The sequence below is a fragment of the Bowdeniella nasicola genome, from assembly GCF_900107735.1.
Lineage (GTDB): Bacteria > Actinomycetota > Actinomycetes > Actinomycetales > Actinomycetaceae > Bowdeniella > Bowdeniella massiliensis.
Genome location: NZ_FNQV01000023.1, coordinates 1 through 13,868, shown reverse-complemented (window position 1 = coordinate 13,868; position 13,868 = coordinate 1). Strand labels below are relative to the sequence as shown.

Annotated in this window: 10 protein-coding genes and 1 pseudogene; 8 read left to right on the top strand and 3 right to left on the bottom strand. The window is 68.0% G+C overall.

The window, feature by feature from the left end; all coding sequences use genetic code 11:
- On the top strand, positions 1 to 227 hold a 227-nt coding region (locus BLU67_RS11810; RefSeq protein ID WP_143027440.1), incomplete at its 5' end, for a transposase.
- A gap of 445 nt (positions 228 to 672) precedes the next feature.
- Here BLU67_RS11810 and BLU67_RS11805 read toward each other — a convergent pair.
- Positions 673 to 1,674, bottom strand: a pseudogene (locus BLU67_RS11805) (IS481 family transposase); the annotation flags it as partial.
- Positions 1,675 to 1,788: 114 nt separating this feature from the next.
- A complete protein-coding gene (gene hrpA / locus BLU67_RS11800) occupies positions 1,789 to 5,937 on the bottom strand; it encodes an ATP-dependent RNA helicase HrpA (protein ID WP_092566190.1) in 4,149 nt (1,382 codons plus the stop codon).
- A 115-nt stretch (positions 5,938 to 6,052) separates the two neighbouring features.
- On the opposite strand from hrpA, the gene BLU67_RS11795 reads away from it, so the two are divergent.
- The 4 genes from BLU67_RS11795 to BLU67_RS11780 all read left to right on the top strand — a co-directional run bounded on the left by BLU67_RS11795 (position 6,053) and on the right by BLU67_RS11780 (position 10,532).
- Complete coding sequence (locus tag BLU67_RS11795) at positions 6,053 to 7,045, top strand: bile acid:sodium symporter family protein (protein ID WP_092566189.1); 993 nt, start codon at positions 6,053 to 6,055, stop codon at positions 7,043 to 7,045.
- A 104-nt stretch (positions 7,046 to 7,149) separates the two neighbouring features.
- Positions 7,150 to 8,472, top strand: coding sequence for a GNAT family N-acetyltransferase (locus tag BLU67_RS11790; RefSeq protein ID WP_143027439.1), 1,323 nt, complete (start codon positions 7,150 to 7,152; stop codon positions 8,470 to 8,472).
- A gap of 65 nt (positions 8,473 to 8,537) precedes the next feature.
- Complete coding sequence (locus BLU67_RS11785; protein ID WP_092566185.1) at positions 8,538 to 9,659, top strand: endonuclease/exonuclease/phosphatase family protein; 1,122 nt, start codon at positions 8,538 to 8,540, stop codon at positions 9,657 to 9,659.
- Positions 9,660 to 9,725: 66 nt separating this feature from the next.
- Positions 9,726 to 10,532, top strand: coding sequence for an HAD-IIB family hydrolase (locus BLU67_RS11780; protein WP_092566183.1), 807 nt, complete (start codon positions 9,726 to 9,728; stop codon positions 10,530 to 10,532).
- Between the two features lie 39 nt (positions 10,533 to 10,571).
- On the opposite strand, the gene BLU67_RS11775 is transcribed toward BLU67_RS11780, so the two are convergent.
- Positions 10,572 to 10,850, bottom strand: coding sequence for a hypothetical protein (locus BLU67_RS11775; RefSeq protein WP_092566181.1), 279 nt, complete (start codon positions 10,848 to 10,850; stop codon positions 10,572 to 10,574).
- A 323-nt stretch (positions 10,851 to 11,173) separates the two neighbouring features.
- On the opposite strand from BLU67_RS11775, the gene BLU67_RS11770 reads away from it, so the two are divergent.
- The 3 genes from BLU67_RS11770 to BLU67_RS11760 all read left to right on the top strand — a co-directional run bounded on the left by BLU67_RS11770 (position 11,174) and on the right by BLU67_RS11760 (position 13,601).
- Complete coding sequence (locus tag BLU67_RS11770; RefSeq protein WP_092566179.1) at positions 11,174 to 11,500, top strand: hypothetical protein; 327 nt, start codon at positions 11,174 to 11,176, stop codon at positions 11,498 to 11,500.
- Between the two features lie 177 nt (positions 11,501 to 11,677).
- Positions 11,678 to 12,739, top strand: a complete 1,062-nt coding sequence (locus BLU67_RS11765) for a VIT1/CCC1 transporter family protein (protein WP_092566177.1) — start codon at positions 11,678 to 11,680, stop codon at positions 12,737 to 12,739.
- A 4-nt stretch (positions 12,740 to 12,743) separates the two neighbouring features.
- Positions 12,744 to 13,601 carry a trimeric intracellular cation channel family protein gene (locus tag BLU67_RS11760; RefSeq protein WP_261977117.1) on the top strand — a complete coding sequence of 286 codons (858 nt, stop codon included), beginning with the start codon at positions 12,744 to 12,746 and terminating at the stop codon, positions 13,599 to 13,601.
- Positions 13,602 to 13,868: the final 267 nt, after the last annotated feature.

Genomic DNA, 13,868 nt, shown 5'->3' with positions numbered 1-13,868 from the left:
CCCTACGTGAGGTCATCACCCTCGGACGCACCCTGAAGAAACGCGCCACCGACGTGCTGGCCTACTTCGACCGACCCGGCACGTCGAACGGCCCTACCGAAGCCCTGAACGGCCGCCTCGAACACCTCCGCGGTTCCGCCCTGGGATTCCGGAACCTCACCCACTACATCGCCAGATCACTGCTCGAGACCGGCGGCTTCAGACCCCAACTACACCCTGCATTGTGATGAGCCTCTTTTCAGTCTCTCGTAGAATCCATATGGTGACCGCGCAAATCACCAACACTGCCGATACCAGAAATTGCGCCGCACCCGTTTTGTTAAAGACAGTTGACATTTTTCAGCCTCACAGAAAGTGTATATCCTGTCAATTCTTCAAAACGGAATTCCGTGCCCCGGGGAAGCAAATTTTCGAACGGCATGATGTCTCAATTTCGTAGTAGAGAGGTGTCCGACACCTATATCGTACCTCGCGACTAGTGTGTAGAGTCTAGGGCTTGGCCCGCGGGAGATAACCGTTAATTTGCCACCCACTCCCTATCACCTGCCAGGGCAGTATCTCCAGGTTTGTTTCAGATTCTCACCACCGTGAGGAGTGAAACTCAGGACATATCAGTTCGAGACTCGCGCAGCTTCGATGCGATTCTCTGCCGTGTCGGCCGAAGGCGCTGATGTAAGAGGTCGTGACGTTGTTGACACGTACCGGGGCCAGCGAGGCCGGCGGGGCGTCCCCGCAGGTGGTATGAGGCCGATGGTAGTTGTAGTGGTTCACCCACACCGCCAACGCCTCACGCCGCTGGTTCTCTGAGGTGTATGGGCGGGCGTAGAGGACCTCATCGACCATTAGCCGGTTGTACCTCTCCACTTTCCCGTTATGGCGCGGGGTGTACGGGCGGATCCGGTGGTGCCGGCCCCCGAGCGAGACCACCTTCTGAGTGAACTCCGCGGCCCGGTAGTTGCTCCCGTTGTCCGTGACCACCCGGTCCACGGTGATGCCGTGGGCGGCGAAGAACGCCCTCGCCCGGCAGAAGAATCCGATCGTGGTCACCGCCTTCTCGTCCTCCAACGCCTCGGTGTACGCCAGGCGGGTGTGCCCGTCGATCGCTGAGTGCAGGTAGGTGTAGCCGACCCGCCGGCCAGACCCGCGCTTGGAAGCACGGCCGGCTTCGCTGTCACGTCCGTGGGCACGCCAGCCTCCCCCCTCGGGGATGCGCCCGATTTTCTTCACGTCCAGGTGCACCATGTGCCCCGGCGCCCGGGCGGTGATCTTCTGCGGTCGTTGGCGCAGGTTTTCACCCGTGGGCGCGAGGTCTCGCAACCGGGAGATGCCCAGCCGGTGCAGCCACCTCCCCACCGTTCGGCGGCACACTGGATGGCCTTCAGAGACCAGGTGGTGATGGATCCGGCGGGCTGACCACTTGCACTCCCGGCGCAGGGTGAGGATCTGGGTGACCAGGGCCGGGTCGAGCTGGGCAGGTGAACGGTGTGGCCGGCTCGAGCGGTCTTGCAGTCCTGCCTCGCCCTGGGCGCGGTAGCGGGCCACCCAGGTCGCCACCGTGGGCCGGCTGACGCGGAACTCGGCGGCCACATGGGCTTGCGGGATGCCCTCGTGCAGGTGGCGGTGGACCATGCGCAGACGGCCGGTGGGGGTCAGGGGTGCATTAGCGTGAGTCATGAGCGGGTCTCTTCTGGCAGGTGGGTTGTTGAGGAACTTCCATCCTGCCGGCCGGGGCCCGCTCGTCTCATCTCAGCCCGTGCCTCGTGCCAAGAACCTCATGACCCACAACACTTAGAGCGCTGCGAGCTTTTTTCTGATGCGCTGGGCGCTGACTTTGCCGCGGGTGCCGAGTTGTTGGGCGAACAGTGAGATCCGCAGCTCTTCGATCATCCAGCGGACTTCGCTCAGGGTGCGTTCGCGCTGCAGATCGATTGGCAGGCCTTCGGCGGTGCGCACAGCTTCGTCGTACTCGTCGACGATTTGGGTGACTTGCCAGGCAGCGGTCTGATCGCCGTGGACGTTGGACTCGGCTCGCTTAAGGCGTGCGGCGGCGCCGTTGAGGTAGCGGGCGATGTCACGGATGCGATCGGCGCCCGTGGCGGAAATGAAGCCGGGGTAGACGAGATCGGAAACCTGCTCGCGCACGTCCTGGACGGTGTGCAGCAGGGCGAGGGAGTTCGCTGCTTTGACGGCTGCCAGCACCTCGCGCTGAGCGTTGAGCACCTCGACGACGCCGCCGAGCACGCGGTAGAGCTCATCCTCGATACGCGCCTTGACCTGGGCGAGGAGGGCCTCGAAGTCCGAGCGCGTCATGGGGGAGCGGGGCACGCCGTCCGGGGCGGTTTCGATGAGGTGGCTGGCGGCGGCGAGCTGGGCGTCGGCTACGAGCGCCTCCGTGCTGGCGTAGGGGGAGGCAGCCAGGGCGAGGGCCTCGGCGCCTGTCCAGCGGGAGGTGACGCGCCCGAGCGGGAGCGCCGAGTTCAGGGCGACGAGGCGCGCGATGCCGGCGGCGTGGCGGGCAGCCTGCTCGCCCGCGTCGGCGAGGATGCGCAGGTTCGCGCTGTAGTGTGCTTCGCCCTTGAGCGGCCCGGCTGCGACGAGGGCGGGATAGCCGCGCACTCGCATCCCGTGGGCCGTGGTCGTCTCCACGTGTGCGGGCAGCGTGGGGTAGTCCGCCGGCCACTGCGTGAGGCCAACGAGCTCGTCGATGGCGGACTGGCTGGGGGTGGCTGGCGCGGCGCTCGCGTTCGATGCCGCGGGGGCCTGCGCGGCAGGCTGCTCGGCGAAGGCGGCTCGCACGGCGGAGGCGACCGCGTCGCGCGAGGCTGGGGCGAGGCGGCGCTGCAGGTTGACGAGGTTCGTGCCCTCCTCCAGCACGGCGCCTCGCTCGGAGATGGCGCGGAATACCACGCGCAGGTGGCTCGGCAGCCGTTCGGCGTCGACATCCTCGGGGGCGACCTCGATGCCGGCATCACGCGCGGCGAGCTCGGCGAACACCTCGAAGAAACTCGGGGTGTCCTCGCCCTCGGGCGTGGTGCCGCTCGCGACGGCAGCGAATTCCGGGAGGCGGGCGCGCAGCCGGCGAGCGGTTTCGGGCGCAGGCACGAGGTGCTTGCGGATCGGCTTGGGCAGCGCGCGGATCGCGGCGACGACGAGCTCGTCCCAGTAGCCCGGCACAACCCAGGTGAACGGGTTCGGCTTCAGCTGGCCGAGCACAGCCGCCGGGATCGTGACGGTGATGCCGTCGACCCGGCTGCCTGGGCGGAATTCGTAGCTGAGCGGCAGCGTGACATCGCCCTGCGTGACCTCCGTCGGGAAGTCTGCCTCGTCGATCTCATCGGCGTGGGGCAGCAGCAGTTCCTCGGTGTAGTTCAGGAGGTCCGGGTCCTCGCGGCGGGCACGCTTAAACCACGAATCGAAATGCCGCGAGGAGACGATATCGCTCGGGATGCGCTCGTCGAAGAACTGCTCGCGGGCCTCCTCATCGGCGAGCAGATCGAGTCGGCGCGTGCGCTCGGCGAGCTTACGGGCGGCGGCGAGGGCGTCGTCGTTATGTTTGACGAAGCGGTGGAAGGTGCGCCATTCGCCTTCAACGAGCGCCTTGCGGATGAACATTTCGCGCGCAATCTCGCGCGAGGCGTCCGTCCCGACGCGCGAGAGCGGGACGACGCGATCGGCGACGACGGCCAGCCCGTAGAGCGTGACTTTCTCGTGCACCATGGCCGCGCCGCGCTTGGCGGACCAGAACGGTTCGGAGTATTGGCGTTTGATGAGGTGCTCGCCCGCGTCCTCGATCCACGCTTCCTCGATTTTTGCCACGGTGCGGGCAAACAGCCGGCTCGTCTCCACGAGTTCGGCGGCCATCACCCAGTCGTAGCGTTTGCGTGCCAGGCCCGAGCCCGGCCAGATCGTGAACTGGGTGCCGCGCGCGCCGAGATAATCGCGCTTTTGCTCGCTGTACGTCCCGACGTTGGATAGCAGCCCGGTCAGCAGCGAGCGGTGAATCTCATCGGCCCCGGCGGTGTGGTTGGCCGCCGTGACGTGGGCGGCCGCGGCGGCGACGTCGCCCCCCGCGTCGATGATGTCGCGCGAGTGCGGCAGCGCGAGCTGGTGCAGCGTCAATCCGAGCGGGCGGGCGAGCTGCTGGAGCTGGCGGACGACGTCCTGCCATTCGCGAAAGCGCAGGTAGTTGAGGAACTCGGCGCGGCACAGCCGCCGGAAGGCGGAGGAGGACAGCAGCTGCTGCTGGGTGCGCAGGTAACGCCAGAGGTTCAAGTAGGCGAGGAAGTCCGAGGTGGGATCGGTAAAGCGCGCGTGCAGCGGATCGGCCGCGTCGCGCTTGTCGGCCGGGCGCTCGCGCACATCCTGGCAGGACAGGGCCGCGACGATGACGACGATCTCGGAGGCGCAGCCGAGTTTCTTTGCTTGCAGCACCATGCGCCCCAGGCGCGGGTCGATCGGCAGCCGGGCGAGCTGCTTGCCGATCGCGGTCAGGCGGGCGGGCGAGCCGGGCGGCCCATCGGCGAGCGCCCCGATTTCGGTGAGGAGTTGGACGCCGTCGCGCACGGCCTTGGCCTCGGGCGGATCGACGAACGGGAAATCGGCGACGCGGCCAAGGCCTAGGGAGGCCATCTGCAAGATGACGGAGGCGAGCGAGGTGCGCAGGATCTCGGGCTCGGTGAACTCCTCGCGCGAATCGAAGTCCTCCTCGGAATACAGCCGGATCGCAATGCCATCGGCGACGCGCCCGCACCGGCCCGAGCGCTGGTTGGCGCTTGCCTGGCTCACAGGCTCGATCGGCAGGCGCTGCACCTTAGTGCGGGTGGAAAATCGCGAGATACGCGCGTTACCCGGATCGATGACGTAGCGGATGCCCGGCACGGTGAGCGAGGTTTCCGCGACGTTCGTCGCGAGCACGATCCGGCGGGTGTCGTGCGGGGCGAAAATGCGATGCTGCTCGGCGCTGGACAGCCGCGCAAACAGCGGCAGCACCTCGACCGCGTCGGGATGCCGGCCGCGCCGCGACCCCTGGCCCGCGGGCAGGTAACGCTCCTTCAGCAGATCGCGCAGAGCGGCGTCGGCGTCGCGAATGTCGGCCTCACCCGCGAGGAAGACGAGGATATCGCCCGGCCCCTCCGCCATGAGCTCGGTGGCGGCCTCGCAGATTCCCGTCACCTGATCGACGCTCTCCTCCGTCTCCCGCACCAGCGGGCGGTAGCGGATCTCGACGGGGTAGGTGCGCCCCGAGACCTCGATGATCGGCGCGGGCGTGCCGTCGGCGGTCGCAAAATGCTCGGCGAAGCGCTCGGAGTCGATCGTCGCCGAGGTAATAATGACCTTCAAATCCGGGCGGCGCGGCAGCAGGCGCGTGAGGTAGCCGAGCAGGAAGTCGATGTTGAGGCTGCGTTCGTGGGCCTCGTCGATGATGATCGTGTCGTAGCGGCGCAGGTCCGGATCGAACTGGATCTCGGCGAGCATGATGCCGTCGGTCATGAGTTTGAGCAGCGTCTCGGGGGAGACCTGCTCGGTGAAGCGTACCTGGTAGCCGACGGTGGTGCCGAGTTCGACGCCGAGCTCGCTTGCGATGCGTTCGGCGACGGAGCGCGCGGCGATGCGACGCGGCTGGGTATGGCCAATGAGCCCGGTGATGCCGCGCCCGAGCTCGAGGCAGATTTTCGGCAGCTGCGTCGTCTTGCCGGAGCCGGTCTCACCCGCGACGATGACGACCTGGTGATCGCGGATCGCCGCGGCAATATCCTCGCGCCGCGCCGAGACGGGCAGCTCGGCCGGATAGCTGATCGCGGGCACCGATGCGCGCCGCGCCTCAAGCTCCCCCGCCGTAAAGGCCCGCGGCCCGGAGCGCTGCGAGCGGGCGGAGGTGCGCCTAGAACCACGCCGCGGCGTGCGGGCACGCTGGTTGTCGGGCGGGGTCTTCGGCATGGCTCCAAGTGTGCCACGCGGGTCAAATTCAATTGCGTCATCACTCAATCGTTATCGAGGTCTCACACTGCGGAAGCGCGCGGCGCCGCACGATTTTCGGGGCAAGACTCCAGCCATGAGCACCGACACCTCCCCTCGCACGTCGGCTCGGACCGACGCCAACGAACGCAACGCCACCATCGCCGTGACGGTCTTCCCGATCCTCGTGATCGCCGGCGCCGTCATCGCCTACCTCGCGCCCGGCTCCATCGCGCCGACCCTCGGCCCGTGGGTCACGATCATGCTGGGCGTCATCATGTTCGCGATGGGCCTGACGCTCACGCCACCGGACTTCCTGCTCGTCGCCAAGCGCCCGCTGCCGATCCTCATCGGCGTCATCGCGCAGTACGTCATCATGCCGCTAGCGGGATGGGGCATCGCGACGGTGCTCGGCCTGCCGCCCGAACTCGCCGTCGGCGTCATCCTCGTCGGCTGTGCGCCCGGTGGGACCTCCTCCAACGTCGTGACCTACCTCGCCAAGGGCGACGTCGCACTGTCGGTGACGATGACGTCGATCTCGACGCTGCTCGCCCCGATCCTCACCCCGCTGCTCGCGCTGTGGCTCGCCGGCCAGCGGATGGACGTCGACGGGGGCGCGATGGCGCTGTCGATCGTCAAGGTCGTGCTCATTCCCGTGCTCGCGGGCCTGCTGCTGCGCTTCCTGCTGCCGGGCCTCGTGACGAAGGTGCTGCCGGCGCTGCCGTGGCTGTCGGTGGCGGGCATTACCGGCGTCGTCATGGCCGTTGTCGCGGGCTCAGCTGACAAGATTGCCTCGGCCGCCGCGATCATCATGCTCGCCGTCGTTATTCATAACGCCATCGGTTACGGCCTCGGATACGGGCTGGCCAAGGTGACGGGGCAGCGCGAGGCGGCCTGCCGTGCGACGGCCGTGGAGGTCGGGATGCAGAACTCCGGGCTGGCCGCGACCCTCGCCGCGACCTTCGTCTCCCCGCTTGCCGCGCTGCCAGCTGCGATTTTCTCCGTCTGGCACAACCTGTCCGGTGCGCTGCTCGCGGCGTTCTTCCGGCGTCGGCCCATCGCGGACGAAGCCGAACCGGTAACGCGCTGACCCGACCACTGCACGCTGACCCACCCACGACCCGCAGGTCTCGCACGGCTGCGCGTCGGCAAAAAAAGACGACAGCGCCGACTGGCCGGTCCTAGCCTGGCCATATGACTACACCACGAACTCAGCTGGTAGCCGTGCGTGTGCCGCAGGGCGTGGCCATTCGCGCCGAGAGCGCCGTCTCGCCCGCGTGGCAGCGATATTACGAGCTGCACCGCGCCTCGGTGATCGAAGCCTTCGGTAACTCAGACCTCATGTCTGCCGATGCCGCGTCGTTCCACGCGAATCACGCCCACCTGAGCTCCACGTCCCATGAGGCGATCTACCTCCTCGTTGCGCCACGCACGGTGAGTTCGGCGCATGATCTCGCGAGCGGCAGTCCGATCACCATCGCGCATGAGGATGCGGCAGTCTTCGACGAGCTGGACCCAGCGCGCATCCTCGGGCGCTGCAGCGTGGAATGGCAACTGGACAGCAATCTGCACAAGGCGTGGCTCGATGTCTATATCGACCCGGCCTTTCGGGGAGCGGGCCTTGGCAGCGCGCTGGTGGCCTTCGGGCGCGATGAGGCCCTGGCGGCCGGGCGCACCGAGATCGAGGCGTGGACCTTCGCGACGCCGATGGCGACTCCGGACGCGGGCGGCGGGGGCGAGGATCCGCGAGTGTTGCGACCCCACGTCGGCACAGGCGCAATCGATGCGAGCGCCGATGCCAGCCCGTTCGTGCTGAAGTCCGGTTTCGGCCTGGAGATGATCGAGCGATTTTCTGCGCTCGAGAACCTGACGGACGCGGAGATCCTCGCGCGCGTGCGCGCCCGCGCGCGCGAGTTGGCCGCCAGCGCCGCCCCGCACTACGAGCAGGACTACGAGCTGCGCTACCTCGCGGGCGGTTATCCGGCCGACATGCTCGCCGACGCTGCCCAGATGTACACCGAGTTCACGGCCGATATCCCGCACGGCGAGGGCGATGAGCCGACCCCTTTCACGGCGCAGAAGGTTCGCGAGCAGGATGAGCAGATCGAGAGCCGCGGGATCCGCATCCACCGGACGATCGCCTGCGAGCGCGGCAGCGGCCGCCCGGTGGCCTACACGACGATCTACTGGCGGGACACGTCAGCCGGACCGTCGCAGGAAGACACGTGGGTGAGACGCGACCATCGCGGGCGCCGCCTCGGTCTTGCCATCAAGGCCGAGAACCTGCTGCGCGTGCTTTCCGCCAACGACGAGCGCCTCGCCGCAGCCGGCAAGGCGGACGCGCGTCGTCCGCCTGCCACCCGGATCATCACGTGGAACGCGGACGAGAACGCGCACATGTGGGCGATCAACGAGCAGCTCGGCTTCGAGGCTGTGGGCGCCGAGGCCTGCTGGCGAAGCTTCTACTACGACGACGCCTGGCATCCCCAGCGAGCAAGCGCTACCCGCGAGGACTAGTGACGCTGAGGCCGATCGCCGTCGAGTGAGCCGCCAGCTGCGCCCGAGTTCGTTACGCTAATCACATGCCCGAACGCCGGTCTCCCCTCAGAACTGTCCTCGCAGTCATCGCATGGCTCTTCGGCGCTGCGATCGCCTACGGTGCGCTCACGACGATCGCGCCGGACGCACTGACGCCGCCGCTGGCTGAGGCCGGAACGTCGACGGCGTTTCCCTACGCCCAAGTCGTCGACTTCCCCGTGCTGCTCGGCGGCGGACTCGCGCTCGTCGGCCTGGTATTTCTGTTCGTCGGCATCTGGCGCTTGCGGGCCGGGGGCACGGCCGCAGCCCTCGTCGCGGGCCTAGCCTGTCTCGTCGCTGGCGGGGTGCACCTGTACCGGGGCTTCGACGCCGGACTCGCCTCGCCGCCCCGCGTCGCCGCCGAGGAGGTCTCGCCCCAACCCGCGACGCCACCCGAGGGCGATGCTGCACCCGAAGAAGAGACGGCCCCCGCGAGCCCGCTCAGCGAGCTCACGATCACGCAGCTCAACGTCGCCGATGACACCGAGGTACACGACGCCCTCGTGCGCGACCTCGTGCGCGCGCAGCCCGACGTCATCGTCATCGCCGAAGCTGGCCCAGGCTACGGCCAAGCGCTCGCGGACCGCCTCGCAGCGCGCGAGGCCGGAACCTTCACCGTCAATGAGTCGACCGCCTCGCTGGTGGTCCTCACGAGCGCCGATACGACGACGCTCGCCCCCGCCCCCGTTCGCTCCCTCGATACAGCAACGAACCGCACCCGGATTACGCAGGGCGGCTCGCTCGTCCTGACCGACGGTGCAGGCACGAAGATCTACGCGGCGGCCGTTGCGCCGCGCGACCGCGCCGACATGCGTCCCTACCAGCTCGACATCTCGGGCCTGGCCGGGGCCTGCGAGCACAACAACCTCATCATCGCTGGCGACCTGCGCGCCTCCATGAACGCGGGCCCGCTCGCCCGCTCCGGCTGCACCGACGTCGCAACCGAGCTCGGCTACGGCGGATTCGGTACCTGGCCGGCGGGCGCGCCCGGCTGGCTTGGCGCCTCCCGCAGCCACGTGCTGCTCGGACCCGCGCCCCCACAGGGCGCCTGGAAGCCCGAACACATCGCCTACTTCAACATTCCGCGCTCCAACCACCGGGGCCTCGTCGTCACCCTCACCCGTTAGCCCCCGGCTCGCTCCGCTTGCTGCATGAGGCGCCACCGCGCCGCCCACGGCCTATGATGAGGCCATATGAGCCTGCCACGACTGATCGCCACCGACCTCGACGGCACCTTCTTGTCGCCCGATACCTCTATCAGCGAGACCAACCGCGCCGCCGTCGCGCGCGCTCACGCGGAGGGCATTCCGGTCGTCTTTGCCACGGGCCGCCCGCCGACCTGGCTCGGTGTTATCGACGACGTGCAGGACGCCGATGACCGCGTCATCGCCGCCAATGGAGCCGTGCTCATTCACGCCAAAACGCGCGAAATTATCGAAGATTATCCGCTGGAGGCCGACGTCGCGCACAGCGTCGCGAGCGATCTGCGGGAGGTTCTGCCCGGCGTGAAATTCGCCGTCCAGCAGCATTTCGCCTTCGGCTACGAAGAGGGCTTTGCCACCGAAGCGCCCGCCTCACTGCGCGGGCGAATGTTCGCGGGGCAGCTCGACCACCTCATCGCCGGCGAGCCGTTCATCAAGCTCCTGGCGCGCCACGCTGATATGGGCGCGATCGAGATGGCGCGCCGCGCCCGCCCAGCCGTCGGCGATCGCCTCACCGTCACGTTCTCCATGAGCGACGACTACGGGCTGCTCGAACTCTCCGCGCCCGGCGTGACCAAGGCACACGCGCTTGAGCGATTCGCCGCCTCACTCGGCATCGGCGCGGCAGACGTCGCGGCCTTCGGCGACATGCCCAACGATCGCGCGATGCTGCAGTGGGCGGGACACGCGCACGTCATGGGCAATGCGCATCCGGATCTCGACGACGTCGACGCCCGCCGCATCGGCACCAACGGCGAAGACGCCGTCGGCCGCACGATCCTTTCCTGGTTCGACTGACGCTGCAGCCACCAAGCTGCACCCACCAAGTGGCACCCACTAACCAGCGGTGCGCCGCTCCTTCTTACGGATCATGTCAATCGCGAGCAGCGTGCCAATCACCGCAGCGCGCACGTCGCGATCCGCGGCCGGATCGAAACTCACGAGGAAATTCTCCTTAGCGAGCAGGAACGAAGCGACATTGCCAAGGTTCCGGCTCACACTCGCATAGGTTACGCCGCCCGCCGCATCGGTGATGGAAAAGTCGAAGTCGAACACGGACCCGCGGCACATGAGTTCCCGACCATCGGCGAGCGTGATCGCCAGATTGCGCGTCATGAAGCGGATCTTTTTCAGAATGTCGGCGAGGTGACCAGCGGGGGCTCCGGTTACCGAGCAGGAAGCGGGTACCGAGCCCGCCGAGCGTCGCGACCTGGCCAACATCGCGGCCGTCGGGCGTCGTAATCGTGTAGTCGTCGTCGATGAACGTGCGCACCTGGCGCATCACGATCTGATCTTCGGCAAGAATTCCCATACCGCCAGGCTAAGCGCCCGGCCAAGCGCCGCGCCTCCATCCGGTGGCGGATCTTCGCGCCCGGCGTGCACTCCGGTCGGACTCGCCGTAGGATTTCACCTAGATACGCCGACCAAAGGAGTCAGACATGGGCAAGAAGTCCTTCATTCTCGGCGGTATTGTCGGGTTCATTCTCGGCAGCCGCGCCGGCCGCGATCAGTACGAGAAGCTGAAGTCGATGAGCCAGGACCTCTGGCAGTCCGACGCCGTGCAGACGGGCGTGTCGAAGGTGGAAGACACCGTCGGCTCCGCCGCGCGTAACCAGGCCTCCAACCTGACCGACAAGGTCGCAGACCTCGTCAAGGACAAGATCCACTCGGCCAAGTCCAGCGGTAGCGAAGCCAAGCTCGATCATTACGTTTCCGGCGGCGACAAGCCGATGGATCCGGCCGAGCCCGGCCCGGACGTCAAGTAACGACTCGCAGACCATTCGCGTCGGTTCGCCGACGCAGCCGCGCACCAACACACCACCCAACCAGCGCGGCTTCCCGCCCGACCGAGCTCCCGCACCCGCTCGGTCGGGCTTTTGCGTGCCCGCCCTCACGCCGACCACACCTGCCGCTTGTTCGCACACGCGACTACCCTTAAGGGCGTGACAACGCTAGCCCCCTCACCCGGTCAGATCCGCCGGTGGCGCCGCGCCCTCGCCGAGGAACGCGCCGAAGCCCGGATCTACCGCAACCTGGCAGCGCGCGCCGCCGGCGCCGAACGCCAAATCCTCACCGAACTCGCCGACGCCGAACGCCGCCACGAGGCCCACTGGGAAAACCTCCTCGGCGAGCACGCCGGGCCGACGCGGATGCCGCTGCGGGTAGCAATCCTCGGGTTTTTGGCGCGCGTCTTCGGCTTCGTCTTCGTCCTCGCGCTCGTGCAGCGCAGCGAGGAACGCTCCACCTACGAGGCCGACGTCGACGCCACCGACCAAATGGCTGCCGACGAGCGCATCCACTCCGAGGTCATCCGGGCGCTCGCGGCCCGCGGTCGCGCGGCGATGTCCGGCTCCTTCAGGGCGGCCGTCTTCGGCGCGAACGACGGACTCGTCTCCAACCTCGCGCTCGTCCTCGGCATTGGCGCGGCCGGCGTTGCCGATTCCACCGTCCTGCTCACCGGCGTCGCAGGCCTGCTCGCGGGCGCCCTATCGATGGCCGCCGGCGAATACGTCTCCGTGAAATCGCAGGTCGAGCTGCTGTCCGCCTCGGCCCCGGATCCGCGCTCCGCCGACGCGGTCGCCGCGCTCGACGTCGACGCCAACGAACTCGCGCTCGTCTACCGCGCCCGCGGCATGGACGCCGAGGCCGCCGCGGCCCGTGCCAGCGACGTCCTCGCCACCCACTCCGCGGCGCTAGAAGCCTCCGAGGCCCCATCCCTTGATGGCGTCGGCTCGCCCTGGATGGCCGCCGGCAGTTCCTTCCTGTTTTTCGCCTCGGGCGCAATCATCCCCATCCTGCCGTGGCTCTTTGGCCTATCCGGCGTGCCGGCCATGGCCCTGGCCGCCGTCCTCGTCGGTATCGTTCTCATGGTCACCGGCGGCGTCGTCGGCGTGCTGTCCGGCTCCTCCCCGCTGAAGCGCGCGCTCCGCCAGCTCGCCATCGGTTACGGAGCGGCCGCCGCCACGATCGTCCTGGGCCGCCTCTTCGGCACGAGCGTGAGCTAGCGCCGTGGACATCGACCTGGCCGGCGGTATCGGCATCGGGCTGCCCGATCTCTTCCGCGCCCTCGACCTCACGGGCGTCTTCGTCAACGGCATCCTCGGCGGCCTGATCGCCCGCCGCAAACAATTCGACGCCGTCGGCTTCGCCTTCCTCGCCGTCATGAGCGCCCTCGGAGGCGGCATGCTGCGCGACATCATGCTGCAAGCCGGCCCACCGGTCTTCCTCACCGACCCGACCTACTCGCTGACCGCCCTCGCGGGCGCAGCCGTCGCATTCGTCGCCAAATTCGACCGCAAATGGTGGAACCGCGGCTTCATCCTCGCCGACGCCCTCGTCCTTGGCTGCTGGGCCGCGACCGGTGCCGCAAAGACCCTCGGCGTGGGCCTCGGCTGGCTCGCCGCCATCATTTTGGGCACGACGACGGCGGTCGGCGGCGGCATGATCCGCGACATCGCCGTCGGCAAGATCCCCGCGATTTTCGGCGGCACGACGCTGTATGCGACGGCCGCCATTGCCGGCGCGGGCACGATGGTCGCGCTCGAGCCATTCTTCACCGTCAACCTCGCGATGCTCATCGCCATGATCGTGGGCTTCACGCTGTGCGTCCTGGCCCGCTGGCGGCGCTGGAAGCTACCCGAGCACAACGACTGGACCATCACGCTGTCCTCCTCAGATTTCCGACGCCTGGTCTCACCGACGCGGGTCCGACGCGGCAAGAACAGCGCCAATCGTTTCCGCCGTGGCGAACCTGGCGCGGGTAGCAGGCGCCGACGCGATGAGCGCCCCGAACGCGACCGCTATGAGCGACGCGAGGGCGGGGGATCTGAGGCCGCGCGCCACGAGCCGCACGACGACGAGCACTAATCGCTCTAACCGATAAGCGCTCGCCCACCCACGCTCCCACACACGTACTCAAGGTTGCTGCCGTAGACCTGCCGCACCTGGCGCCCACCCGCGCGCCCGTATACGTACACGCGCGCGCTCACGCGCACCCACGTGCGTACACACGCACCCACGCGCGTACCCACGCACCTGCCTACGCGCACCTGCGCGTGCGCGCGCGAGGGCGTGATTGTTGAGGCCTGTTGACCTCATGGCTCGGTGGTGTGGGCTTGTTCGCCTGGCCGTCGT

Coding starts and splice junctions, on each gene's coding strand:
- hrpA (WP_092566190.1), bottom strand. CDS start 5,937: ATGCCGAAGACCCCGCCCGACAACCAGCGTGCCCGCACGCCGCGGCGT.
- BLU67_RS11780 (WP_092566183.1), top strand. CDS start 9,726: ATGAGCCTGCCACGACTGATCGCCACCGACCTCGACGGCACCTTCTTG.
- BLU67_RS11795 (WP_092566189.1), top strand. CDS start 6,053: ATGAGCACCGACACCTCCCCTCGCACGTCGGCTCGGACCGACGCCAAC.
- BLU67_RS11785 (WP_092566185.1), top strand. CDS start 8,538: ATGCCCGAACGCCGGTCTCCCCTCAGAACTGTCCTCGCAGTCATCGCA.
- BLU67_RS11775 (WP_092566181.1), bottom strand. CDS start 10,850: ATGACGCGCAATCTGGCGATCACGCTCGCCGATGGTCGGGAACTCATG.
- BLU67_RS11790 (WP_143027439.1), top strand. CDS start 7,150: ATGACTACACCACGAACTCAGCTGGTAGCCGTGCGTGTGCCGCAGGGC.
- BLU67_RS11770 (WP_092566179.1), top strand. CDS start 11,174: ATGGGCAAGAAGTCCTTCATTCTCGGCGGTATTGTCGGGTTCATTCTC.